Below are 23,456 nucleotides of genomic sequence, written 5' to 3'. Positions count from 1 at the left end.
ATCTCCGGCCTCAGATTCGCTCCGCAAGCGATGTCATCATGGAATCCCATGCATCGGCGGCCGGATCAAGGGCTGCCTGCAGCGGCTCGAACTTCCGGCGGGCAATGGCGCGCGCAAGCTGGAACTGCACCGATTTCGCCACGTCCGAAATGCGCCGGGCATGCTCGGCGGCGGCGGCGAATTCATCTGCGGAAAGCCAGGCCAGATAATCGGCCGCCAGCTCGAAATTGGCGCCGACCTGGCGAAGCGTGTTGAAGGCATATTTGTGGAAGAATCCGAACGGCCGCTCGGCAACCGCTTCGACCTGCTGCGGAAAGACGGCTGCAAAGGCGCGGATCGGATTTTCGCTCGGGCGCCTGCTGAAATGAACGCCGGCAAGCCGCCGGGCAGTGGCGCTGAGATGCGCTTCGTCAGCGGGCTTTTCCGGGAACCGTGCAAATTCCGTATAGGGCAGGAACGGCGGCTCGTTCTCCGTCAGCTGCAGCTGGAACAGCCCATCGAAATCCTCGCCTTCGAGGCGGAAATAGCCGGCATTGTGGAAATAATCGACGCGCTTGGCCGCAACGTCCAGCCGGTTGATCGCAACCGTCGTCTTGCCGTGCTCCTGCCGGTAGGCGGTGCCGCGCGTATCCGGCATGTAGAAGGAATCCATCTCGATCAGGCAGAGACGGCCCCGCGCGATCTGGACTTCGACATGGCGTTCGACACGGTCGTAGATGGCAAGCTCGGTTGCGCGAATGCCATAGAGCGCGTCGAGATCCTCGAGCGGCACCTTAAAGAAGGTGAACTGATCGCCCTCGAAATCCTGCGTCAGGGTGAAACCGAGCATCGCCTCGGGCGCCACCCCGAGGTCGCCAGCACTTCGATCCAGAGATCGACGTAGCAATTGGTTTCCGGCCAGGCGCGTTCGCCGGAATGCAGCGCGTGCTGACGGTAGGTTTCCGGGTCGATTCCCGAAAATACCGATGTCATCGACCGGCTCAGCCCCACAGCGCTTTCCGTACGTTGGCCGGCCATTCCTTCACCTCGAGCCCGTGATGGTGGAAGAGGGCAAGCGCGATGCGCTCCAGCCCGAAGCCGACGCAGGCCGTATGCGCGACACTGCCGTCTTCGAGGTTCAGGCCCCACTTCGAACCGAAGGCATCCTGATGATAGTTGAAGCTCATGCAGGCGGTCGGATTGGCGGCCGAGGTGATCGGGATCAGCAGTTCGAACTTCAGGTTCTGGTCGCGCTGATTGTTGGCGAGCATCTTGCCGGCGCGGCCGAAGAACGGATCGTTGGCGATATCGATCGTTACATCGAGGCCGACGGCCTTCATCATCTCGACGCCGCGATCCATCCAGCGTTGGCGGAAATCGGTGACATGCTCTTCGGTGCCCATGCAGACATATTCGCGCATGCGGAACAGCTGCTGGCGGGCCGGATCTTTCGACGGCTCATGGCGGAAGCAATAGGATTGCAGATCGAACAGGCCGCCCGTCTTCGGCAGATTGCCGCGCTTGGCAACCGTCGGATAGAGCGGATAGCAGGCAGCCGGGGTCAGCACGATATCGGTCGCCTCCTGACCCTTGGTCCAGTCCTCGCCGACTTCCATGCATTGCAGCAGGCTGACATGATCGAGTTCGCTGCCGCAGAAACTATGCACCGTTCCTGCAAGCTGCGGGAAGCTCTTCATATAGCCGCTCTTTTCGAAGAAGGCGCGATTCATGCCGGGCGGAAAGCGCATGGCCTCCGCACCGTCGCCGCCGCCAACCTTGTCGATGAGACGCTCGAAGGCAGCGATCACCTCCTCGAATTGGCCGCTGCGGCCATAGAGCCCATCGATGCCCGTATCGATCAGCAGGCCGGCTTCGAAAAGCCGGTCGAGAAACGAGGTCTGCATATCCATGACTGTCACCCCAGTAGGCTAGTGTCCTGCTTATGGACAAGAAGCATGCTCGACGTATTGCCGAGGATGCGGTCGTTCGAAATCATGAGCTGAGCCGAATGCGCGTCGCGCAGATGGCGTCCGAGACTGAAGGGCGTGCCGTTCTTGTAGCCCATGATGCCGCAGATCAGCATGGCATGGTTGACGATCTCCAGGATCGTCTCGGAAGAGGCGATCTTGACGTTGTTCATCGCCACGGCAAAGCCCATCGAGGACAGCCTGTCGACATCGGCCTTTGCATCCTCATAGGCCTTGAGTCCGGCAACCACGTTGGATTTGACCATCTGCAGCAGGTTCGAAACTTCGGCGAGGCGCAAGGCGCCCGGCGGCTGAGTATCCGGCGCCTTGCGCGCGGCAGCGCGCACGAAGGCCTGGGCGCGCGCGACGGCGTCGACCGCGATGCCGTACCAGACGCCGCTCCATAACAGGTGCGACGAAGCGAGCATGGATTGCGCCGCGATCTCGGCGAAAGGCTTCGGCAGGATCTGATGCGCCGGCGCTTCGCCTTTGAAGAGGAAGCCATCGGAGCAGGTGCCACGCATGCCGAGCGTATTCCAGGCGTGCGTCTTCTCGAGCGTGTACTGGTCCCTGAGAAAGGCCGTCAGCACCTGGTCTGAGGAAGCCGCCTTCGCATGGGCACGCGAGGTGATGAGGATGGCGTCGGCATGCGAACCGTAGGAAATGACGGTCGCATCCTTTTCGAGACGGCAGGTATCGCCGTCGACTTCGACAGCGCAGATACTGTTGCGCAGGTTTCCGCCGATACCGCCCTCGGTGGTGGCCGATGCGATCAGCAGCTGCTCGGCCGCAATGCGGCGCATGAAGTCGCCATGCCATTCGCTGTCGGCGCCATGTTCGACAAGGCTCGACAGCTTGATGTGATGCATGGCGAAGACCATGGCGCTTGCAGCGCAGGCCTGACCGAGCATCGAGCACAATTCGGCGATCTCAGTGATTGAGGCGGATTCGCCGCCGAATTGGCGCGGCACCTGGATGCCGAGCAGTCTTTCGGCCTTCATTGCATCCACGGCTTCCCTGGGGAAGCGGGCTTCGACATCGACGGCATCGGCGTGTTTCGCCGCGATTTCGGCGACTCGGGCGACCCGCGCGACAAGACCGTCCTGCATGATCTTGACGGGGAAATTCATCAGGCGACCTTCCGGCTGTCCCGAATGAGATCGACCGTCCTGGCGATCGCCGAGATGCTCGCGAAGGATTTACGGTTCAGGAGATTGTCGGGAAATTCGATGTCGAAGGCTTCTTCGATGCCAAGCATCAGCTGCACCGAAGCAAAGGACGTCAGACCTGCCGCATAAAGATCGGCATCGTCGGCGACCTGGTCGATCGACGCCGGAAGTTTGCCGAATTTGGCTACAAGGTCGCGGATTGTCTTATTCATCCCATCACTCCAAGATTCTCATGATCCCGAACCGGCGTTCATCGCCTTGTCATGAGCGTTCTTTTAGTGCGGAAAACAGAAAATTCCGCTAATTTATAGCGTTAAATATGACTAAGGCTCACAGCTAGAATTTTAGCGATCGCCGTGGCAGGAGTTCCAATATCGATTTAAAATCAACGCATTACGCCTATTTCGTCGACGGCGCTCGACGCAATTTTCGCCGCGGCGAGTACAGAAATGACACGGAAAACGCCGTTTCACGTCATTCAGCGGGTGGGTAGGAATGCTCGTCACCGCGATAATCCGAGACGGAATAACATCCATCGCCCCTGGCCTGCACGGTGCTGCCGCTGACGACGGTTTTGCCGTAACCGCCCGGGATATCGAGGATGTAGGTCGGCTGGCAGAGCCCGGAAACCCGTCCGCGCAACGCCGAGACGATCCTTTGTCCCTCCTCGATCGTCAATCTGAAGTGGCCGGTGCCGGGCGCCAGATCCGGGTGATGCAGGTAATAAGGTTTGACGCGGATTTCGACGAAGGCCTTCATCAGCGCCGCAAGCACGTCGGGATCGTCGTTGACGCCTTTGAGCAGCACCGACTGGCTGACCATGGCAATGCCGGCATCGACCAGACGGGCGCAGGCGGCACGCGCTTCCGCCGTCAGTTCCCTCACGTGATTGGCGTGCAGCGCCACATAGACCGTCTTGCCGCTCGCCTTCAGCGCGGCGATCAGTGCGTCGTCGATCTTGTCGGGATCGACGACGGGAACACGCGTGTGGAAACGCACGATCTTCACATGCGCAATGTCCGCCAGCGCCTCCATGATCTCGCGAAGGCGGCGCGGGGACAGCACCAGCGGATCGCCACCGGTGAGGATGACCTCCCAGATCTCCTCGTGACCTCTGATATAGTCAAAGGCTGCCTGCATCGCCGCCGCATCGAGCGTGCCGAGACCCTGCGGCCCGACCATTTCGCGCCGGAAGCAGAAGCGGCAATAGACCGGGCAGACATGCACGGCCTTCAGCAGCACGCGATCGGGATAGCGGTGGACGATGCCTTCGACCGGGCTATGGGCGTGATCGCCGATCGGATCGGCGCGTTCTTCAGGCAAGACCGTGAGTTCGGCGGCATCGGGCACGAACTGCCGCGCGATCGGATCAGCGGGATCGGCGCGATCGATCAGCCTGGTCATAACAGGCGTCAAGGCAATTGCGTAACGCACGGCAACCTCCTCGAGCGCTCTGCGATCGGCGGAAGAGACCAGCCCCGCCATCACCAGATCGTCGACGCTCTTGACCGGTTTGACGGCATTCATCGTCCATACTCCGCGACCGGCGCCCAAAGCACCTGATCAATGCGCGACGCTCCCGTCGCCAGCATCACCAGCCGGTCAAAGCCGAGCGCGATGCCGCTTGCCTCGGGCATCAGCGACAGTGCGGCGAGGAAATCCTCGTCGAGCGGATAGGTCTCGCCATAAACACGCGCCTTCTCGGCCATCTCGATCTCGAACCGCCGCCGCTGCTCGGCAGCACTAGTGAGTTCGCCGAAGCCGTTGGCAAGTTCGACTCCGCAGGCATAGAGCTCGAAACGCTCGGCAACGCGTGGATCGCGGGCCGAAGGGCGCGCGAGCGCTGCTTCCGAGACCGGATATTCGTCGAGGATGGTGATGCGGCCGAAGCCGAGATGCGGCTCGATTTTTTCCACAAGCACCCGGCTGAACAGATCGGCCCAGCCGTCGTCATCGGCAACACGCATGCCGACACGCTTCATCTCGGCGGCCAGATGATCGCGATCGGTCGAACCGTCGGCGGCGACCGAGGCGAGAAGATCGATGCCGGCATGGCGCTCGAAGGCTTCGGCAACGCTGATCCGCTCCGGACCGGCGAAAGGATCGCTCTCGCCGCCGCGATAGGCAAGCTTTTCGGTGTTTGCCGTCTCGGTCGCAAGCGCCAGAATCCGCTCGCAATCCATCATCAGGCTCTCATAGCTTTCGCCGGCCCGGTACCATTCGAGCATGGTGAATTCGGGATGGTGCAGCGGCCCGCGCTCGCGGTTGCGATAGACATGGGCAAAACACGAGATACGTTCCTCACCCGCCGCAAGCAGCTTCTTGCAAGCGAATTCCGGCGAGGTGTGCAGATAGAATGGCGCCTTTTGCCCGTCCGTCGTCAGCGCTTCCGTGGCGAAGGCATGCAGATGCGCCTCGTTGCCCGGCGAGATTTGCAGCACCGCCGTATCCACCTCGATGAAATCCTCGCGCGCAAAAAAGCCGCGCAGCGCCGCCTGGATCGCATTGCGCCCGATCAGGAACGGACGGCGATCGGCATGCACGGACGGGGTCCACCAGGGGGACGCTTTCGCCGAAGAGTTCATTCCAAGCTTTCTTCGCCGGAGAAGCCGGTATGGGGATGGCTATTTCCCGGATTTTAGGTTAGTTGCGCCCCAAAGAAAAATATTTGCGTCTCCGAGGCGTCTCGACAGTCATCTACGACGCCGAAAGCCGAGTTACAAGGAAGTCTTATGGTCAAGGTCATCGCCTCTTCGGTCCGCAAGGGCAACGTTCTCGATGTCGACGGCAAGCTCTACGTCGTTCTCACCGCTCAGAACTTTCACCCGGGCAAGGGCACGCCGGTCACCCAGGTCGACATGCGCCGCATCGTCGACGGCGTGAAGGTCTCCGAGCGCTGGCGCACCACCGAGCAGGTCGAGCGCGCCTTCGTCGAGGACGTCTCCTTCCAGTATCTCTATGAAGACGGCGAAGGCTTCCACTTCATGAACCCCGGCAACTACGATCAGGTCGTGGTCGATGTCGAAACCATGGGCGATCAGAAGGCCTATCTGCAGGAAGGCATGTCCTGCGTCCTGTCGATCCATGAAGGCATTCCGCTGGCGCTCGAACTGCCGCGCCACGTGACGCTCGAAATCACCGAGACCGAGCCGGTCGTCAAGGGTCAGACGGCATCGTCTTCCTACAAGCCGGCGATGCTGTCGAACGGCGTGCGCACCATGGTGCCGCCGCACATCAATGCCGGCACCCGCGTCGTCATCGCAACGGAAGACAATTCCTACGTCGAACGCGCCAAGGACTGATCCTGGTCATCATCGCATGCAAAAGGCCGGTTTCGACCGGCTTTTTTGTGTCCGCCGCCAACAGGGAATTTCCGGTCAATGCATGTCATCAGGAAGTGTGCAGCGGTTCCGGGATAACGACATGCATAAATTGCATGAATCAAATTCGATGCGATGCGCTTTAGAGATGCGGGTTGCGCGGCCGGTATTTCCGCACGAGCTTCTGATTGATCTCGGCGGCACCCGGCATATTGGCGCTGAGATAAACCGGCGCATCGCCGGATTTCGAAAGCTCCGAGGCGACTTCGGCGAAGATCGCATTGATGACCGTCACTCCGACCGCCGTCGAGACCGGCCCAACCCGAAGGCCCGTGCCTTCCAGATCGAGAACGGCGTCACCCGGCGGCAGCCCGTTGTCGAGCACCACATCGGCCGCGTCGGCAAGCCGCCGGCGGCCATTGGCGATCGCTGAGGAATAGGCGATCGACGTGATGGCGATCACCTTTGCGCCGATTTCGCGCGCATAGTCGGCAGCCTCGATCGGCGCGGCGTTCACGCCCGAATTGGAGGCGATGATGATGACATCGCCCGGCTGCATGCCGTATCGCTCCAACATCGGCCGCACCAGGCCCTGCGTGCGCTCATAGACCGAACTGATGACCGCACCCTCATGCAGCATGGCCGAGCCGACGAGCACCGGCACGGTGAAGGCGAGCCCGCCGGCCCGATAATGCACCTCTTCGGCCAGCATATGCGAATGGCCGGTGCCGAAGACATAGACGCGCTTGTCGCCGCGGGCAGCATCGAGAATGACGGCCGCCGCCTGCGCCATCGGCTCGGCAAGCGTCTGCTTCAATTCTTCCAGCCGGCCGATCAGGTTGGAGAAATAGGCATCGGTGATATCGGTCATCCCACGTCTCCTTGAGGTCACGCCGTTTCGCCGGCAAGCCAGGTGGCGATGACGGTAAGCGCATCGGTGAGATGCACGAGGTCGGCGCGCGCGCCCGGCGAGAGATGGCCGCGATCGGCAAGCCTGAGGAAACGGGCGGGGTAAAGCGTCGCCATGCGCAAGGCTTCGGCGAGCGTCAGGTCGAGATAGGTGACGCCGTAGCGGATCGTCGAGATCATGTCGACGTCGGAACCGGCCAGCGTGCCGTCGGACAGCACAAGCTTCGAGCAGAAGCCTCCCCTTTCGCGCCGGACGGTGCGCCCGTTCAACGTGAACGAGTCCTTCTCAGACCCGACGAGCGACATCGCGTCGGTGACGAAGAACAGCTTGCCTTCACCGCGCTTGGCGCGCAGCGCCGTGCGCAAGGCCTTCGGATCGACGTGATGACCGTCGGCGATGATGCCGCACCAGGTCGAGGGATGATCGATCGCCGCGCCGACGAGGCCGGGCGCTCGGTGCCCCAGCTGGCTCATGGCGTTGAAGAGATGCGTGACGCCGCGCGCCCCGCGTCGAAACGTTCCGCCGCTGCCTCGCTCGAACAATCGGAGTGGCCGATGCTGACGGTCACGCCGGCTTCCGCAAGTTCGCGCACCTGGGCAACCGTCACCTGCTCGGCGGCCATGGTGACGAGCAGCGTGCCGATCGCCTCGCGCGCCTGGATGAACGCCTTGACGTCGCGGCCCTCGACCGGCCGCATCAGTTCGGCCAGATGCGCGCCCTTGCGTGCCGGTGCCAGATGCGGGCCTTCGAGATGCAGACCGGCGACGCCGCGGTTCGCCTTGACCGCTTCTGTCGCCGCCTCGATCGCGGCAATGGACGCTTCAGCCGTATCGGTGATCAGCGTCGGCAGCAGCGATGTCGTGCCATAGGGGCGGTGCCCGCCGGCGATGATCTCCATCGAGGCAACCGAAGGTTCGTCGTTCAGCATCCGTCCGGCGCCGCCATTGACTTGCGCATCGATGAAGCCGGCCGATAGCACGCCGCCGGAAAGCGTCACCGTCTCGCCATCCGGCAGATCGTTTCCAGCAGCAATCGCTTCGACCCGGCCATCGGCAACGATGAGCGCCTTGTCGTCATGGAAGCGCTCGCCATCGAAGATGCGCGCGCCGACAAAGATCTTGCGGGCCATCAGACCGTCTCCGTCACCTTGAGCAGGTTTGCCGGCCTGTCGGGATCGAAGCCCTTGCGCCGCGTCACCGACTCGATCAGCCGATAATAGACGAGCAGCGACACCAGCGGATCGACCAGGCCGTTGCCCGTCGTCGGCACGCGCAGATTGATGCCGGAAAGCGGCTGGGTGGAAAAACCGACAGTGGTGGCGCCGAGCTTCTGCAGACGCTCCAGCGCTAGGCCGTTATTGGCGAAGGCCGCATCGTCGGGCGCAAAGGCGACGATCGGAAAGCCCGGCTGCACCAGGCGCATCGGACCGTGCATCAGTTCCGCCAGCGAGAAGGCTTCGGCATGCAGGCCGGACGTTTCCTTGGCCTTCAGCGCCGCTTCGAGCGCGATCGCGAAGGCCGGGCCGCGGCCGGCCGTATAGAGCGAGGTCGCGTTGAAGAGCACCTCTTCGGCTGCCGCCGTGTCGATCCCGGCGGTGGCCGAAAGCGCCTCCGGCAGTTTGCCGAGTGCAGCCTGCAGCTCGGACGCGCCGCCGATCGCAGCCGTCACCCCGGAAAGGGCAGCGACCGAGGCGATGAAGGATTTCGTCGCCGCGACGCTCTTTTCCGCTCCGGCATTGAGGCCGAGAACGATATCGGCCTGTTTCGCCAGCGGGCTGTCGATGACGTTGACGACGGCGATCGTCGTCGCCCCGCCCTTCTTGGCCGCCTCCTGCAGCGCGACGATATCGGGGCTGGCGCCCGACTGCGAGACGGTGAAATGAACGCCACCCTTCAGATGGAGGGCAGCGCCGTAGACCGAAGCGATCGACGGGCCGACCGATGCGACCGGGACGCCGCAGGTGATCTCGAAAAGATATTTGAAGAAGGTGGCGGCATGGTCCGAGGAGCCGCGCGCCGCCGTCGTCACCACGCTCGGGCGGGCTGAGGAAAACAGCCGGGCGATCTCGGCAAAGACCGGTTTTTCCTTTTCGAGAAGCGTGGCCACCACCTCCGGCGATTGGCCCGCTTCTTGAAGCATCAGCGACTGGTTCTCACTCATAGGTCATCTCCGATTCTCAATTCGGCAACGAAATCATAGGCGTCGCCGCGATAATGCGAGCGGGTGTATTCAACGACGCGCTGGTCTTCCAGGCGCGAGACGCGTTCGATCAGCAGCGCTGGCGCGCCGGCATCGACATTCAGGATCGCCGCAGAGGACGGGTCAAGCGTCACCGCGGTCAGCCGCTGCAGCGCCCGCACCGGCCTGTGGCCGTTGGCGGTCAGCGCATCATAGAGCGATCCCTCGCCGCCGGCATCGTCGCCTAAAAATTTGATCGGCACCACGGCACGTTCGATCGCCAGCGGCAGGCCGTCGGCGAGACGCAATCGGTCGAGCCTGAGCACCGGCTCGTCACCGCCAAGCCCGAGCAGGAAGGATTCGTCCGGCGACGGCGTATTGACCGTCCGTGACAATATCTTTGCGGCCGGTTGACGCCCGCGCGAGCGCATGTCGGCGGAGAAGGAGGACAGCCGCCAGAGCGACTGCTCCATGCGCTCGACCTTGCTCGATACGAAAGTACCGCTTCCGTGGCGCGATTCCAATGCGCCGGATGCCATCAGATCGCGATAGGCGGTGCGCACGGTGACGCGGCCGAGCTTCAAGGCCTCGGCAAGATCGCGCTCCCCGGCAGCGCCGTGCCGGGTTTCAGCAATCCTTCCTGAATAAGGCCGGTCAGCGTCTGCGCCAGCCGCTTGTAGAGCGGCCCGGTCAGCGCCGCGTCACGCAGGCCGCGACTCTTTAGCTCCGCTATCAGACTGGTCCTATCCATGGGCAAGCAATAGAACCTATTTAGAACCAATCGGCAAGATATAATTACCGGCAAGCGAGAAAAACCTCCCCGGCGCGGGCCGGAGAGGTTTTCATAGCGATAAAATTTGACAGCCGTACGTCCCGGCGCCGCGTCTCAAAAAGACGCTCAGTTCTTGGTGAAGATGTAATCCGTCTCCTGGCGCAGCACTTCGCCGGGGCGCAGCACCGCATTCGGGAAACCCTGGTGATTGATGGCATCCGGCCAGACCTGCGTCTCCAGGCAGAAGCCAGCGAAGGGGCCGTATTTGCGTCCGCCGAGGCCGGGAGCACCGGTATTGAGCTTGAAACCGGCATAGAACTGCACGCCCGGCTCGGTGCTGCGCACTTCAAGCGACACGCCGGAATAGAGACTGCGGGCGAGCGCGACGCTGCGCTTGGCGGTTCGTTCGCCGGACAGGCAGAAATTATGGTCGTACAGCACCTGCTCGCTGCCGGCGAAACGCTTCATCGGCGCCATCTCGCGGAAATCGAATTCCGTGCCGGCGACGGAACGGATCTCGCCGGTCGGCACCTGTTTCTCGTCGGTCGGCAGGTAGTGGTCGGCAGCGATCATGATGTCGTGGCCAAGCGCGTCCTCGCGACCGTCGAGATTGAAATAGGCATGCTGGCAGACATTGGCGAGCGTCGGCTGGTCGCTTGTGGATTCGTAGGTCACCGACAGTTCGCCGTTGCCGTGCACCCAGAAGGTTGCCTGGATGGTGCAATTGCCGGGATAGCCGGCGCGGCCATCGGGATCGACGATCTTCAGCACCACGCGGTCGACATCATGCTCGACGACCGTCCAGTTGCGTTTGGCAATATTGTCGCTGCCGCCATGCAGATGCGTCACGCCGTTTTCGTTCAGCTCGAGCTGGTGATCCTTGCCGTCGAGCATGAAGGCACCGCCGCCGACACGGTTGGCGCAGCGGCCGGGCGTCGCGCCGAAATAGGCTGAATGGAGCGGGTAGCTGTCGAATTCCTCAAAGCCGAGCTGCAGCGGCGCGTCATGCCCTTCCAGGCGCAGATCCTGGATGACCGCGCCCCAGCTGATGATCTTGGCGGTCAGCCCGCCGCCGCTGATGACGACGCGATAGACGGTCTCGCCCGCCTTCGTCTGCCCGAAAACTTCCCGCTCCAACTTATCCGACATGATCGACCGTCCATTTGATATCTAGCATTCCGACCGGAACCTGCCCGCATTTGTTCCAAACCGCAACCGGCCACGATGAGAAAGGGGTACGGCTCACAGATCCGTGCCGATCTCCTCCACATCGAACGGCGTCGTCTGGTAGATCTCGTTGATCCAGTTGCCGAACAAAAGATGCGCATGGCTGCGCCAGCGGTTCTGCGGCGCAAGCGCCGGATCATTATGCGGGAAATAGTTGTGCGGCATCTTGATCGGCACGCCAGCATTGACGTCGCGGAAATATTCGTCGGACAGCGAGGTGGAATCATATTCGACGTGGTTGAACATATAGAGCCGCCGGCCTCGCCTCTCGTGCACGAGGCAGACGCCCATCTCGCTGGATTCCATCAGGATCTCCAGCTTGTCCGATTTCTCGATATCGTCGCGGCGCACTTCGGTCCAGCGCGACACCGGCACCTCGAAATTGTCGGAAAAGCCGTTGAGATAGATCGACGCAGGCTTCAGGTTGCGGTGGCGGTAGACGCCGAAGGCCTTCTCCTTCAGCTCGTATTTCGGAACGCCGTGGAAATGATAGATCGCCGCCATCGCGCCCCAGCAGACGTTCATCGTCGAATGCACATTCGTTTCCGTCCAGTCGAGAATCTCCTGCATCTCCGGCCAATAGGTAACGTCCTCATAGGGCAAAAGCTCGATCGGCGCCCCGGTGATGATGAAGCCGTCGAATTTGCGGTGCTTCACCTCCTCCCAGGTCTGGTAGAAGGCAAGCAGGTGATCTTCGGAGGTGTTCTTCGCCTTGTGGCCGCCGATGCGGATCAGCGACAGCTCGACCTGCAGCGGCGAGGCGCCGACAAGGCGGGCCATCTGCAATTCGGTCTTGATCTTGTTCGGCATCAAGTTGAGCAGCCCGATCTGCAGCGGACGAATATCCTGACGGATCGCCAGCGTCTCGGTCATCACCCGTACACCCTCTTGAACGAGGGTTTCAAAGGCGGGCAGCGTGTCGGGGATCTTGATGGGCATTGCGGTCACTCGATCAAAAAACAAAAAACCGGCGGCGAAAAAATCGCTACCGGTCCGCACGCGGCCCTTTAGCGAATTTTTTAACGTGGCTGCAAGCCGGCCGGCCAAATCACCACGGAACGCTTAAATAGACCCAGTCGAGCCACGAATCAACTGTCGAATGCATGCGGGAGCGACTCATGCAAGCATCATCACAGTTTAATGACTGATAGAATCTGTTGATAGACCGGTAACGCCACCATGTTAATAATGGTAAGCATGGGCGATGTTGGAAAAGCGTGATGGCAGATAAGACCGAGGGGAGGCCGGGCATCCGAAGGCAGGATAGGGTAGGCTATGATCTCAGCCTGACTGACCGCCTCGGGGTGATGTTCTCAGCATTCTGGAATTCGCAAGTGCGTGGCAAGGTGCTGTTTCTGGCGACCGTGCTGATCCTCGTCATCCTGGCGACGTCCTACGGCCAGGTCATCCTCAACAAGTGGAATGCACCCTTCTACGATTCGCTGGAGCGCCGCGACCTCGGTGAATTCTTCCACCAGCTCGAAATCTTCGCGATGATCGCCGGCACGCTGCTCCTGCTCAACGTGCTGCAGGCATGGCTGAATCAGATGACCGCGCTCTATATGCGCGAGGGCCTGTCGCGCGACCTCGTCGACCAGTGGTTGAAGCGCAAGCGGGCGTTGCGGCTCGCCTCCAGCGGCCTGATCGGCGTCAATCCGGACCAGCGGCTGCACGAGGATTCCCGCAACCTCGCCGAGAGCACGACAGGGCTCGTTCTCGGCCTGCTGCAGTCGACCATTCTTCTCGTAAGCTTCATCGGCGTACTCTGGGAGCTTTCCAGCGGCTTCATCTTCCACATCAGCGGCCACAGCTTCTCCATTCCCGGCTATATGGTCTGGGCGGCGATTTTCTACGCCGCTTCCGCCTCGGTGCTGAGCCAGGTCGTCGGCCGCAAGCTGGTAAAGCTCAATGCCGACCGCTTCTCGAAGGAGGCCGAGCTTCGCTTCACGCTGATGCATGCCAACGAGAACATGCCGGCGATCACGGTTGCCCGCGGCGAGGAGAACGAACGCCGGCGCATCAACACCGACATCAGCTCGGTGCTAAGGGTGGTCAAGCGGCTCGCCATGGCCAATACCAACCTCACCTGGGTTTCGGCCGGCTACGGCTGGCTGGTCATCGTCATTCCGATCATCGTCGCCGCACCGGCCTATTTCTCCGGCGGCCTCACCCTCGGTCAGCTGATGATGTCGGTCGGCGCCTTCAACCAAGTCAACACGGCGCTGCGCTGGTATGTCGCGAATTTCGGTCCGATCGCCGAATGGCGCGCCACACTGATGCGCGTCACCGATTTCCGCCAGGCGCTGCTCGACATGGAAGAGGAATTCGCCCTGAAAGACGGCATCGCCTATGAAAACACCGCGCCCGACACGCTGACATTGAAGGACGTGGTGATCGTCGCCAAGATCGGTGAAGACATCGACGAATGCGGCGGCTTCCGCCTGCGCGAAACCGATGTCGTGATCAAGGTAGGCGAAAAGATCATGATCAACGGCGATCACAGCGTCAACCGCAAGCTGCTGTTCCAGGCGATGGCCGGCCTCTGGCCGTGCGGCAGCGGCACGATGGGCCTGCCGCCGGTCGACGACATGCTGTTCGTCCCGCAGATCGCCTATATTCCCGGCGGTACGCTGCGTGAGGCGCTGGCCTTCCCCGAAAGCCCCGATGCCTATGACAAAGCCGCCGTCGAGGCAGCCCTCGACAAGGCCGGCCTGCATTCGCTGATATCAAGGCTCGATACCCGCGCCCGCTGGGACAAACTGCTCGATAGCGACGAACAGAAGGCAATCGGCTTCGCCCGTCTGCTTCTCGCCCGTCCGCGCTGGATCATTTTCGACGAAGTGCTGGAGGGCATGGAGCCGGAATGGCAGGAAACGATGGCCGGGCTGCTCACTTCCATGCCAGAGAGCGGCATGATCTATATCGGCCGTTCCGAAGCCTATCTCGAGGCATTGAAGCCGCGCGTGCTGCATCTGCAGGCGCTGCCGGCAAAATCCGAGGAACAGCAGCAGCAACAGCAGCAAGTCACCCGTACCGGCGCCAGCGCCGCCACCGGTGCTGCCGCCATGCCCGCGCCGGCACTGTAGAGCGCCGCGCCGACAGCCGCTACATACCTTTGAATTTCACGAATGGTCACATCGGCGGCGTGATACCGTTCAGGCCGACGGCCACCTGGCTGGCCGAAATGCTGCCGTCCGCCGCTTTCTCGCCGGTGACGATGACGCCGGCGCCGGCCTTCAGATCGTCCTTGGTCGCCGGCGCCAAGGTCACGATCGGTGTCGCATCGGCGATGGTGATCGTCTTTTCTTTGCCCTGATAGGTCAGCGTGACCGTATGGCCGTCGACGGATTTGACGGCATTGCTGACGGTCGCGTTGGTCATCTGGCTGTTCGGCTGCGCATCCCAGGGGCGGTTGCCCTCGCCGGTTCCCTTCATCGACGCCGGAAAGATCAGCACCTCGATCGCCCCATCCGGGCCGCTGCCTTTCGGGAGCGCGGCAACACCGACGAAATCGCCGGGCTTGATATCCTCGACCGACGCTTTTTTGATGCCACCGACTTTCCAACCGGCTTTCAGCGTGATCGTCTCATCGCCGCCTTCGCGCGTCTTGACGACGAGACTATCGCCGCTGAAGCTTTCAATGGCACCGCGAACGCGAATGCGGTTGCCATCCTGTGCCTGTGCGGCCTGCAAAGCGGCAAGCGCAGCGAGGCCGCCGGCCGCAAGTATCGTGAAAATTCTGGAATTAGGCTTGAGGGACATATGAGTTTTCCTTATCGCCATTGCGATCGGCATAGCCCAGCAGCGCCGCGCGTCTTTTCAACCGCACAGCAGACGCTGCAACACTTGGATTTTCTGCCGGACGGCACCTTATGCCGCGCAACGGCAGACTGGCCAATCAAGGAAAGGTGAGGCGGGTGGAGTTGGAAAGCCTCAGCCTTCCAGCTCTTCCCGCAGCATTTCGAGCTCCAGCCACTCCTCTTCCATCTTGGTGAGGCTGGCCCGCAGTTTCTCCATCTCGCTGGCAAGCCGGTTGAAGGCAGCGGCATCGCGCGTAAAGAGGTTGGGATCGGCCATCGCCTGTTCGCGTTTGGCGATCTCGGCTTCGGCTTTCGCCATCTCCTTCGGCAAATTGTCCAGCGCGAATTTCTGCTTGAAGGAGAGCTTGCTCTTCGAGCTTCCGCCGGAAGGTGCCGCCTCCTGGGGCTTCGGCTTCTCCGTCGCCTTCTCGGCCCGCTTGCGCTCGTCGATCGCGCCCTTGCGCTGCGCAAGCATGTCGGAATAGCCGCCGGCATATTCGATCCAGCGGCCATCAGGCGCATGCGGCACGGCGGGTGCAATCGTCGAGGTCACGGTGCGGTCGAGAAAATCGCGGTCGTGGCTGACGAGAATGACGGTGCCGGGAAAACCGGCGACGATCTCCTGCAGCAGATCGAGCGTTTCGATATCGAGATCGTTGGTCGGTTCGTCGAGGATCAACAGATTTGCAGGGCGCGAGAGAATACGCGCCAGCATCAGCCGGGCGCGCTCGCCGCCGGAGAGGCTTCTGATCGGCGTTCGCGCCTGCTCCGGCTGGAACAGGAACTCCTTCATATAGCCGGTGACATGGCGCTGTTCGCCGTTGACGAGCAGGTTTTCGCCGCGCCCATCCGTCAGGTAATTGGCGAGAGTATCCTCGGGATCGAGATCCTCGCGCTTCTGGTCGAGTGTCGCGATCTCCAGATTGGTGCCGAGCTTTATCGTGCCGCTATCCGGCGAAAGCTGCCCGGTCAGCATCTTCAACAGCGTCGTCTTGCCGGCGCCGTTCGGCCCGACCAGACCGATGCAATCGCCGCGATGCACGCGGATCGAGAAGGGCGTGACGATCGGCCGGTCGCCGAAGCTCTTGGTGATCTTGTCGGCCTCGATCACCAGCTTGCCGGATTCCTGCGCGTCCGAAGCCGTCGCCTGCACCGTTCCCTGCGGCCCCTTGTGGCCGCGATATTGCGAGCGCATCGTCTGCAACTCGCCGAGGCGGCGCATGTTGCGCTTGCGCCGCGCCGTGACGCCGTAACGCAGCCAGTGCTCCTCGCGCTCGATCGCCTTGCCGAGTTTATGCTGCTCCAGCTCTTCGGCTTCGAGCACCTGGTCGCGCCAGGCCTCGAAATGCGAAAATCCCCTGTCGAGCCGGCGCGAGGTGCCGCGGTCGAGCCAGACGGTTGCCGTCGAGACCTTTTCGAGGAAGCGCCGGTCGTGCGAGATCAGCACCAGGGCGCTGCGCGTCTTCTGCAGCTCGCCCTCCAGCCATTCGATTGTGGGAAGGTCGAGATGGTTGGTCGGCTCGTCGAGCAGGAGAATGTCGGGCTCCGGCGCCAGCACGCGGGCAAGTGCTGCGCGGCGCGATTCGCCGCCGGAAAGGGTGCTCGGATCTTCCTCGCCGGTCAGCCCGAGATGGGACAGCAGATAGGTGACGCGATATGGGTCGTCGCCCGGCCCGAGGCCGGCCTCGGCATAGGCCTGGACAGTGTTGAAACCAGCAAAATCGGGCGCCTGTTCGAGATAACGCACCGTCGAAGACGGATGACGGAAGACCTCGCCGGATTGCGCCTCGACCAGGCCGGCGGCGATCTTCAGAAGCGTCGATTTTCCCGAGCCGTTGCGCCCGACGAGACAGATTTTGTCGCCGGGCTCGATCTGCAGGCTGGCACCGGCCAGAAGCGGCGCGCCGCCGAAGCTCAGAAAGATATCGTCGAGTTTCAGAATGGGAGGGGCCAAAAATCAGACTCCGGAAAGATCATAGGGCCTGGCGAGCACAATCGCCCGGCCGCTGCGGAGCGAAAAGCAAACCTTGCCTTCCGCGACATTGGAAATGGTGCGCGACGAGCCGAAAGGCAGATGGAAATCGGCCAGCGGATAACGCGCATTGTCGATGCAAAGCCCGGTCAGCTCGCTGAACCCGAGCACGGAAAACAGGCTGGCCTTGGGAAGATGCAGCTCGATCGTTCCGGCAAGCAGCGGCACCGCCTCCTCCTTGCCCGAGGTCAGCAGCAGGTCGAAACCTTGTTCCGCCAGACTGACGGCCGACAGCAGATGCTGAAGCGCGTGGTCCGAGCGTTCGCCGCCAAGCGCACCGGCCAGGATCAGCCGCCGCGCACCCCGCGCGATTGCTTCCGACACGGCGATTTCGCCGTCCGTCGCCGCCTTTGCCGCGGGATAGGGCTGTTTCGGCACATCGGGAAAGGCGCCTTCGAGATCGGCCGGGGTCGAATCGAAATCGCCGACCCAGATCTCCGGCGTAATGCCAAGTGCCGCCGCATGCCGCATACCGCCATCGGCTGCGATGAAACGGCTGCCGCCGACGGCATGGCGCAGACGCTCCGTCAGGCTGAGTTCGCCGCCAAGGAGAATGGTAAAGGTGGATTGGCTCATGGGCATTGCCCTTAGCGCAAACGAGGGGTCGAGGGGAAGGGGCGCGGCTGGATCGGCCCCATTTGCCGTCTAGCGCCGCGCATCCAACAGGACGCGCCCGCGCTCATGTGAAAATGACGCTAGCCCGGCGTGTCCTTGTCGCGCGACTGGAAGACCGCCTCGTAGCCGCCGATGAAACGTTCGAACAATATGGCGAAGCGATCGACATCCTCCTCGGACCAGTCGGAGACGATCTCGGAGATGATCGCTAGTTTCTGCGCGACGATCTCGGCAAGCAGTTTCTGGCCGACCTCGGTCATGACGACGACAATCCGCCGGGCATCGGCCTGTGAAGCCTCGCGGCGCAGCACGTTACGCCCGACCATGTCGGCCACCACCCGGCTTGCCCGTGACGGATCGATGCGCAGCATCTCCGCGATCATGCCGACCGTGACTTCGCCGGCAGGCTGCGCCCTGCGCACAGCATCGAGCACATCGAGATGCGAAAGTTCGAGGCCCGGCGCGGCACTCTGGATCGCCAACCGGCCGATCAACCGCCGCCCGGTCATCAACCGCATGCGCCCCATGCTCCGGCCGATGCGTGGGACGTTTTTCTCATCCGGCGCAGCCGGTTCCGGGGAATTGGTCTTGGTCAGCACGTCATTCATAATCGGACCATATCAGAGCCGTTTCAGATTTTGAATATGCCGATGTCATTAATGTGCTATTGACAAATATATGCTGTCAGCACATAAAAAGCGGCCAACCCGGAACGATGCTCCCATGGACATGCAATTCGCGCCTCAGCCGCTCGTGACGGATCCTCGTCGCCGGCTTATCCTCTTCTTCTTCCTGATGACGGCCATGTTCATGGCGACGCTCGATAATCAGATCGTTTCGACGGCGCTGCCGACGATCGTCGGCGAATTCGGCCATCTCGAGCGTTTCGGCTGGATCGGCTCGGCCTATCTCCTGGCGCTCAGCGCCGTCATGCCGCTCTATGGCAAGCTCGGCGATCTCTTCGGCCGCAAATATGTGATGATGGCGGCGATCATGATTTTCACCGTCGGCTCGGCGGTCTGCGGCCTCGCGGTCTCGATGAACACGCTAATCGCCGCCCGCGTGCTGCAGGGTCTCGGCGGCGGCGGCATCATGGTGTCGATCTTCGCGGTCAATGCCGATTTGTTCGAGCCGCGCGAGCGGGCGCGTTACCAGAGCTATTCCAGCCTCGTGCTGATGGCGTCCGGCGCGATCGGTCCGGTGCTCGGCGGCACGATGAGCGACCTTTTCGGCTGGCGTTCGATTTTCCTCGTCAACGTGCCGATCGGCCTGATCGCGCTCGCCGGACTTGCCATGATGTTACCTTATCGCAAGCCGCATCGCCGCCCGAGGATCGATTATGCCGGTGCGCTGCTGCTCGCGCTGACGACAACCAGTATCGTGCTTGCCACTGACAGCAGCGAACTGTTCGGCGCATTGGTCTCGCCGCAGAGTATCGCCATCGTCGCCTTCGGCGTCGTCTGCGCCGTCACTTGGGTATTCGTCGAACGCCGCGCGCCGGAGCCGATCGTGCCGCTGGAGCTCTTTCGTAATTCGACCTTCAACCTGCTCCTGGTGATCTCGATTATGGGCGGCGCCATCGCCATCGGCATGGTCAATTACCTCGCGCTCTTTCTCCAGACCACCACCGGCCTTTCGCCCTCTGCCGCCGGCCTTCTCTTCATCCTTCTGACGGGCGGCCTCGTCTGCGGATCGCTGTCCGCAGGCCGCATCATCTCGAAGACGGGGCGCTACAAGCCCTTCGCCATTGCAAGCCTGACCTGCAGCGCCATCGCCTTCGCACTGATGTCGCAGATCCATGCGGGAACGCCGATCGCTTTCATCGGCGCGATCATGATGCTGCATGGTATCGGCATCGGCCTTGCCCAGCAGGTTCCCGTCATCGGCGTGCAGAATGCAGCGTCCGCCCGCGACGTCGGCGCCGCCACCGGTTCGGTGACGCTGTCGCGCATGGGAGGTGCGTCGATCGCTATCTCCATCTATGGCGCCATCATCGCCTCTCAGCTTAACAAGGTCGGCGTGTCCATTCCCGGTGTCGCTGATATCGAGCAGCTGACGCCGAAGATGATGGCTTCCCTTCCCGAAGCAAGCCGCCAGTCTGTCGCCGACCTCTATGCCGCCGCCTTCTCGCCGCTCTTCCTGACGGCCTGCGCCTTTGCGGTGATCGGCCTTGTGGCCGCTCTCATGCTGAAGCCTGTGCAACTGCCCCGCGCCGGCGAGACGATAAGACCACAACCGACGACGGCCGAAGCCGCGGAATAACGAATCGGGGCGGATACCTCATCGGAAGGCGTTCTTCTGGAACAGGACCATCAAGGATTGTAATTTTCCCGGCTGACTGCCCCCATCAGCTCGATTGCTTCAATCGGGCCGTTCTTTTTCCGCGCAGTCGACGAATCTCCGCTTTCTGACGGAACTTTCGCCATAATTTCATCCGAGCGAAGGGAGGCCTCAACGCCCGAGGCTTGCCAAAATGCAACGCCGCCACATTTAAGCAGAGTCTCGCTATGCAACCGATGCGTAAATCAGCTACAGCAAGGACTTGTATCGGCCGATTGTGCAGCGCGAGATCAGGGGTGGGCACCTGTTGAATTCCCCTTGCCACGGTCGGTGCCAATCTGCGGCGAACCGGCAAAATAGCGACATGATGCGGAGAACCAGACTGGAAAGCTTGACGACGTGGAAATCGCCCGCGCTTTCCAGTGATGCCATCTTCGCGCCCCGGCGCTTCGCGCGTCGCCTGATGCTGCTTTCGACCATCGCAATGGCGCTGAATGGCTGTCAAACGCTGATCGAGCAATCCTATCAGCCGAGCGTGTCGCCTTCTTCCAATCCGCAGATCGTCGACGAGGTGCAGAAGAACGACCCGCGCGCGGCAATGGGCGCCCGCGAACATCCGCGCATCGTCGCAAGCTACGGCGGCGAATACAAGGACGCCAAGACCGAGCGCCTCGTCGCCCGCATCGCCGGCGCGCTGACGGCGGTGTCGGAAAATCCGAGCCAGTCCTACCGCATCACCATCCTGAATTCACCGGCGATCAACGCCTTTGCGCTGCCGGGCGGCTATCTCTACGTCACCCGCGGCCTGCTCGCCCTTGCCAACGACGCCTCCGAGGTCGCCGCCGTGCTGTCGCACGAGATGGGCCATGTGACGGCGAACCACGGCATCGAGCGGCAGAAGCGCGAAGAGGCTGAGGTCATCGCCAGCCGCGTCGTCGCCGAGGTCCTTTCCAGCGATATCGCCGGCAAGCAGGCGCTAGCCCGCGGCAAACTGCGGCTCGCCGCCTTCTCCCGCCAGCAGGAATTGCAGGCCGATGTCATCGGCGTGCGCATGCTCGGCGAAGCCGGCTACGACCCCTATTCCGCTGCCCGCTTCCTCGATTCAATGGCGGCGTACAGCCGCTTCATGTCGGTCGATCCCGAAGCCGATCAAAGCCTCGACTTCCTGTCGAGCCATCCGAATTCCGCCCAGCGCATCGAGCTTGCCCGCACCCATGCGCGGGCCTTCGGCCAGGAAGGGTCGGTCGGCGACAAGGGCCGCGACTATTATCTCGACGGCATAGACGGCCTGCTCTACGGCGACAGCCCGGAGGAAGGCTATGTGCGCGGCCAGACCTTCCTGCATGGAGGCCTCGGCATCCGCTTTGACGTGCCACCGGATTTTCACATCGACAACAAGGTCGAAGCCGTGATGGCCACCGGCCCGAACGACATCGCTGTCCGCTTCGACGGCGTCGCCGACAATCAGAACCAGAGCCTCACCAACTATATCTCCAGCGGCTGGGTGACCGGCCTCGACCCGTCGACCATCCAGCCAGTCACCATCAACGGCATGGAAGCAGCCACAGCGCGTGCAAGCGCGGATCGCTGGGATTTCGACGTTACCGTGATCCGCAACAATTCGCAGATCTTCCGTTTCCTGACCGCCGTGCCGAAAGGCAGCGACGCCCTTGAGCCGACCGCCAATGTCCTGCGCGCAAGTTTCCGGCGCATGACGCCGGCGGAGGCAGCCTCGCTGAAGCCGCTGCGCATCCGTGTCGTCACCGTCCGACCGGGTGAAAACATCTCGACGCTCGCCGCCCGCATGATGGGCACCGATCGCAAACTCGATCTCTTCAAACTCATCAATGCCCTGCCCACGGGTGCAGCCGTTTCACCCGGCGATCGCGTCAAGATCATCGCCGAATAAAAAAACCCGGCTTACGCCGGGCGAGTCAGTGCTGCTGGAGGGGAACGAAGTTACGGCGCCGGGCGTCTTTCGACGCCCTCGGGACGCAGCAGAACTTTAAATCTAAGCATAGGCCGCCATGTGCGGATCGGCGTTGACCAGCGCGCTGCGGAGCTTCTCCATCGCCCGGCTTTCGATCTGCCGCACACGTTCCTTGGAAATACCGAGATCGGCGCCGAGTTCTTCGAGCGTGGCGCCGTCTTCCGCCAGACGCCGGGCGCTGATGATTTTCATCTCGCGTTCGTTGAGATGTTTCAGCGCCGAGGCGAGCCAGACGCGGCGGCGCTCGCCGTCGATCATGTTGGAAACCTGCTCATCCGGCAGGGGATCGTCGCTGACGAGGAAGTCCATCTTCTCTGCACTCTCGGCATCGCCGGAGACCGAAGGCGCCTGCAGCGAGGCGTCGTTGCCGGAAAGCCTGGCATCCATCGTCTGCACATCGGCGAGGCTGACGCCAAGCGCCGCGGCGATTTCCTGGTGAATGGATTGCAGCGTCAGCTGGGTGTCGCCCTTGGCGAGCTTGGCGCGCAGACGACGCAGATTGAAGAACAGCGCCTTCTGGGCCGAGCTCGTGCCGCCGCGCACGATCGACCAGTTGCGCAGGATATAATCCTGAATCGAAGCCCTGATCCACCAGCTTGCATAGGTCGAAAAACGCACATCGCGTTCCGGCTCGAAGCGGGCGGCCGCCTCGAGCAGGCCGACATAGCCCTCCTGCACAAGATCGCTCATTGGCAGGCCGAAATTGCGGAACTTGCCCGCCATCGATATGACGAGCCGCATATGGGCCATGGCGATCTGGTTGCGCGCGCCGCGGTCGTCGTGATCCTTCCAGCGGATGGCAAGATCGTGCTCTTCCTGACGGGCGAGGTAGGGGGCGGCCATCGCGATCTTGATCATGCGCCGGTCTGCAGACATGTTCTTCATTTCGATCTCCTGAAACAGGCCTCTCGCCCTAAATGAACAATAAAACGCACCTTCCGGAACATCGCGGTCCGGACTGAATGGGGGATCTGAATGCATAAAGGCCTCGCCCCTGGACTTTTCAGGGGAGGCCCTATTTCTCATCATGGGCCGTTAAGACGGCCGGGCTGGACCTGTTTCTTCACCTTGCCGGATGGGCAATATTGAAAAGGCATGATCCGCTCCTCATCGAACATTGACGGAATAGCAGTTCGCCCGTCGAGGCACATTGCCCGGCGAGCAGTCCGCAATTACGTGTGTTAAACGCGGCAGCCGTGAAAAAGTTCCAATAAAAA

At 62.0% G+C, this 23,456-nt stretch carries 18 protein-coding genes, 3 pseudogenes and 1 riboswitch; of the genes and pseudogenes, 4 read left to right on the top strand and 17 right to left on the bottom strand.

The features are described 5' to 3' along the window. Nucleotides 1-10: 10 nt before the first annotated feature. From MF410_RS20130 to epmA, 6 genes and pseudogenes are all read right to left on the bottom strand, one after another. A pseudogene (locus tag MF410_RS20130) lies at nucleotides 11-990 on the bottom strand (DUF1839 family protein). Then, on the bottom strand, nucleotides 981-1,889 hold the full coding sequence (locus tag MF410_RS20125; protein ID WP_097624993.1) for an amino acid--[acyl-carrier-protein] ligase: 909 nt from the start codon (nucleotides 1,887-1,889) through the stop codon (nucleotides 981-983). The pseudogene MF410_RS20130 and the gene MF410_RS20125 overlap by 10 nt, the downstream one beginning before the upstream one ends. 5 nt (nucleotides 1,890-1,894) lie before the next feature. Next, a complete protein-coding gene (locus MF410_RS20120) occupies nucleotides 1,895-3,076 on the bottom strand; it encodes an acyl-CoA dehydrogenase family protein (protein ID WP_097624994.1) in 1,182 nt (393 codons plus the stop codon). Then, nucleotides 3,076-3,327, bottom strand: a complete 252-nt coding sequence (locus tag MF410_RS20115; RefSeq protein ID WP_012559298.1) for an acyl carrier protein — start codon at nucleotides 3,325-3,327, stop codon at nucleotides 3,076-3,078. Before MF410_RS20115 ends, MF410_RS20120 begins: the two co-directional genes overlap by 1 nt. A gap of 262 nt (nucleotides 3,328-3,589) precedes the next feature. Continuing rightward, nucleotides 3,590-4,642 carry a lysine-2,3-aminomutase-like protein gene (locus MF410_RS20110; RefSeq protein WP_097624995.1) on the bottom strand — a complete coding sequence of 351 codons (1,053 nt, stop codon included), beginning with the start codon at nucleotides 4,640-4,642 and terminating at the stop codon, nucleotides 3,590-3,592. Beyond that, nucleotides 4,639-5,700 (bottom strand): EF-P lysine aminoacylase EpmA, encoded by a 1,062-nt coding sequence (epmA, locus tag MF410_RS20105; RefSeq protein WP_097624996.1) that lies wholly within the window; start codon nucleotides 5,698-5,700, stop codon nucleotides 4,639-4,641. Before epmA ends, MF410_RS20110 begins: the two co-directional genes overlap by 4 nt. Nucleotides 5,701-5,847: 147 nt before the next feature. Here epmA and efp point away from each other — a divergent pair, with 147 nt between their 5' ends. Continuing rightward, nucleotides 5,848-6,417, top strand: a complete 570-nt coding sequence (gene efp, locus MF410_RS20100; protein WP_097624997.1) for an elongation factor P — start codon at nucleotides 5,848-5,850, stop codon at nucleotides 6,415-6,417. Between the two features lie 160 nt (nucleotides 6,418-6,577). Here the strand turns inward: efp and MF410_RS20095 are convergent, their stop codons facing one another. The 6 genes and pseudogenes from MF410_RS20095 to metA form a co-directional block, all read right to left on the bottom strand. After that, a complete protein-coding gene (locus tag MF410_RS20095; protein WP_097624998.1) occupies nucleotides 6,578-7,306 on the bottom strand; it encodes an SIS domain-containing protein in 729 nt (242 codons plus the stop codon). Nucleotides 7,307-7,323: 17 nt separating this feature from the next. Continuing rightward, nucleotides 7,324-8,474 (bottom strand): annotated as a pseudogene (gene nagA, locus MF410_RS20090) (N-acetylglucosamine-6-phosphate deacetylase). Then, a complete protein-coding gene (locus MF410_RS20085) occupies nucleotides 8,474-9,505 on the bottom strand; it encodes an SIS domain-containing protein (RefSeq protein ID WP_097625000.1) in 1,032 nt (343 codons plus the stop codon). Before MF410_RS20085 ends, nagA begins: the two are co-directional and overlap by 1 nt. Next, nucleotides 9,502-10,274 (bottom strand): annotated as a pseudogene (locus MF410_RS20080) (GntR family transcriptional regulator). The gene MF410_RS20085 and the pseudogene MF410_RS20080 overlap by 4 nt, the downstream one beginning before the upstream one ends. 147 nt (nucleotides 10,275-10,421) lie before the next feature. Further along, nucleotides 10,422-11,444, bottom strand: a complete 1,023-nt coding sequence (locus MF410_RS20075; protein WP_097625002.1) for an aldose epimerase family protein — start codon at nucleotides 11,442-11,444, stop codon at nucleotides 10,422-10,424. Nucleotides 11,445-11,537: 93 nt separating this feature from the next. After that, nucleotides 11,538-12,461, bottom strand: coding sequence for a homoserine O-succinyltransferase (gene metA, locus MF410_RS20070; protein WP_097625003.1), 924 nt, complete (start codon nucleotides 12,459-12,461; stop codon nucleotides 11,538-11,540). Between the two features lie 48 nt (nucleotides 12,462-12,509). Further along, nucleotides 12,510-12,587: riboswitch (SAM riboswitch) on the bottom strand. Between the two features lie 155 nt (nucleotides 12,588-12,742). Here metA and MF410_RS20065 point away from each other — a divergent pair. Next, nucleotides 12,743-14,608 (top strand): ABC transporter ATP-binding protein/permease, encoded by a 1,866-nt coding sequence (locus MF410_RS20065; RefSeq protein ID WP_097625004.1) that lies wholly within the window; start codon nucleotides 12,743-12,745, stop codon nucleotides 14,606-14,608. A 46-nt stretch (nucleotides 14,609-14,654) separates the two neighbouring features. Here MF410_RS20065 and MF410_RS20060 read toward each other — a convergent pair whose 3' ends face one another. The 4 genes from MF410_RS20060 to MF410_RS20045 form a co-directional block, all read right to left on the bottom strand. After that, complete coding sequence (locus tag MF410_RS20060) at nucleotides 14,655-15,284, bottom strand: DUF5666 domain-containing protein (protein WP_097625005.1); 630 nt, start codon at nucleotides 15,282-15,284, stop codon at nucleotides 14,655-14,657. 171 nt (nucleotides 15,285-15,455) lie between these two features. Further along, entirely contained in the window at nucleotides 15,456-17,276 is a 1,821-nt protein-coding gene (locus tag MF410_RS20055; protein WP_097625006.1) for an ABC-F family ATP-binding cassette domain-containing protein, read from the bottom strand. 3 nt (nucleotides 17,277-17,279) lie between these two features. After that, on the bottom strand, nucleotides 17,280-17,936 hold the full coding sequence (locus MF410_RS20050) for a thiamine diphosphokinase (RefSeq protein WP_179867093.1): 657 nt from the start codon (nucleotides 17,934-17,936) through the stop codon (nucleotides 17,280-17,282). 113 nt (nucleotides 17,937-18,049) lie between these two features. Then, nucleotides 18,050-18,577: a MarR family winged helix-turn-helix transcriptional regulator gene (locus tag MF410_RS20045; RefSeq protein WP_097625008.1), complete on the bottom strand. Its 528-nt coding sequence runs from the start codon at nucleotides 18,575-18,577 to the stop codon at nucleotides 18,050-18,052. Nucleotides 18,578-18,692: 115 nt separating this feature from the next. Here MF410_RS20045 and MF410_RS20040 point away from each other — a divergent pair, with 115 nt between their 5' ends. Further along, nucleotides 18,693-20,231: an MDR family MFS transporter gene (locus MF410_RS20040; protein WP_097625009.1), complete on the top strand. Its 1,539-nt coding sequence runs from the start codon at nucleotides 18,693-18,695 to the stop codon at nucleotides 20,229-20,231. Nucleotides 20,232-20,613: 382 nt separating this feature from the next. Then, entirely contained in the window at nucleotides 20,614-22,158 is a 1,545-nt protein-coding gene (locus tag MF410_RS20035) for a M48 family metalloprotease (RefSeq protein ID WP_097625010.1), read from the top strand. A gap of 102 nt (nucleotides 22,159-22,260) precedes the next feature. On the opposite strand, the gene MF410_RS20030 is transcribed toward MF410_RS20035, so the two are convergent. Further along, a complete protein-coding gene (locus tag MF410_RS20030; RefSeq protein WP_097625011.1) occupies nucleotides 22,261-23,124 on the bottom strand; it encodes an RNA polymerase factor sigma-32 in 864 nt (287 codons plus the stop codon). Between the last annotated feature and the right edge of the window lie 332 nt (nucleotides 23,125-23,456).

Source organism: Rhizobium sp. C104 (assembly GCF_022354505.1).
GTDB classification, from domain to species: Bacteria; Pseudomonadota; Alphaproteobacteria; order Rhizobiales; family Rhizobiaceae; genus Rhizobium; species Rhizobium redzepovicii.
This window is presented reverse-complemented; position numbering and strand designations above follow the sequence as displayed.

Bases quoted from the DNA above. Each gene is read 5' to 3' on its own strand.
- MF410_RS20125 (WP_097624993.1), bottom strand. From the start codon at position 1,889: ATGGATATGCAGACCTCGTTTCTCGACCGGCTTTTCGAAGCCGGCCTG.
- MF410_RS20120 (WP_097624994.1), bottom strand. From the start codon at position 3,076: ATGAATTTCCCCGTCAAGATCATGCAGGACGGTCTTGTCGCGCGGGTC.
- MF410_RS20115 (WP_012559298.1), bottom strand. From the start codon at position 3,327: ATGAATAAGACAATCCGCGACCTTGTAGCCAAATTCGGCAAACTTCCG.
- MF410_RS20110 (WP_097624995.1), bottom strand. From the start codon at position 4,642: ATGAATGCCGTCAAACCGGTCAAGAGCGTCGACGATCTGGTGATGGCG.
- epmA (WP_097624996.1), bottom strand. From the start codon at position 5,700: ATGAACTCTTCGGCGAAAGCGTCCCCCTGGTGGACCCCGTCCGTGCAT.
- efp (WP_097624997.1), top strand. From the start codon at position 5,848: ATGGTCAAGGTCATCGCCTCTTCGGTCCGCAAGGGCAACGTTCTCGAT.
- MF410_RS20095 (WP_097624998.1), bottom strand. From the start codon at position 7,306: ATGACCGATATCACCGATGCCTATTTCTCCAACCTGATCGGCCGGCTG.
- MF410_RS20085 (WP_097625000.1), bottom strand. From the start codon at position 9,505: ATGAGTGAGAACCAGTCGCTGATGCTTCAAGAAGCGGGCCAATCGCCG.
- MF410_RS20075 (WP_097625002.1), bottom strand. From the start codon at position 11,444: ATGTCGGATAAGTTGGAGCGGGAAGTTTTCGGGCAGACGAAGGCGGGC.
- metA (WP_097625003.1), bottom strand. From the start codon at position 12,461: ATGCCCATCAAGATCCCCGACACGCTGCCCGCCTTTGAAACCCTCGTT.
- MF410_RS20065 (WP_097625004.1), top strand. From the start codon at position 12,743: ATGGCAGATAAGACCGAGGGGAGGCCGGGCATCCGAAGGCAGGATAGG.
- MF410_RS20060 (WP_097625005.1), bottom strand. From the start codon at position 15,284: ATGTCCCTCAAGCCTAATTCCAGAATTTTCACGATACTTGCGGCCGGC.
- MF410_RS20050 (WP_179867093.1), bottom strand. From the start codon at position 17,936: ATGCCCATGAGCCAATCCACCTTTACCATTCTCCTTGGCGGCGAACTC.
- MF410_RS20045 (WP_097625008.1), bottom strand. From the start codon at position 18,577: ATGAATGACGTGCTGACCAAGACCAATTCCCCGGAACCGGCTGCGCCG.
- MF410_RS20040 (WP_097625009.1), top strand. From the start codon at position 18,693: ATGGACATGCAATTCGCGCCTCAGCCGCTCGTGACGGATCCTCGTCGC.
- MF410_RS20035 (WP_097625010.1), top strand. From the start codon at position 20,614: ATGATGCGGAGAACCAGACTGGAAAGCTTGACGACGTGGAAATCGCCC.
- MF410_RS20030 (WP_097625011.1), bottom strand. From the start codon at position 23,124: ATGAAGAACATGTCTGCAGACCGGCGCATGATCAAGATCGCGATGGCC.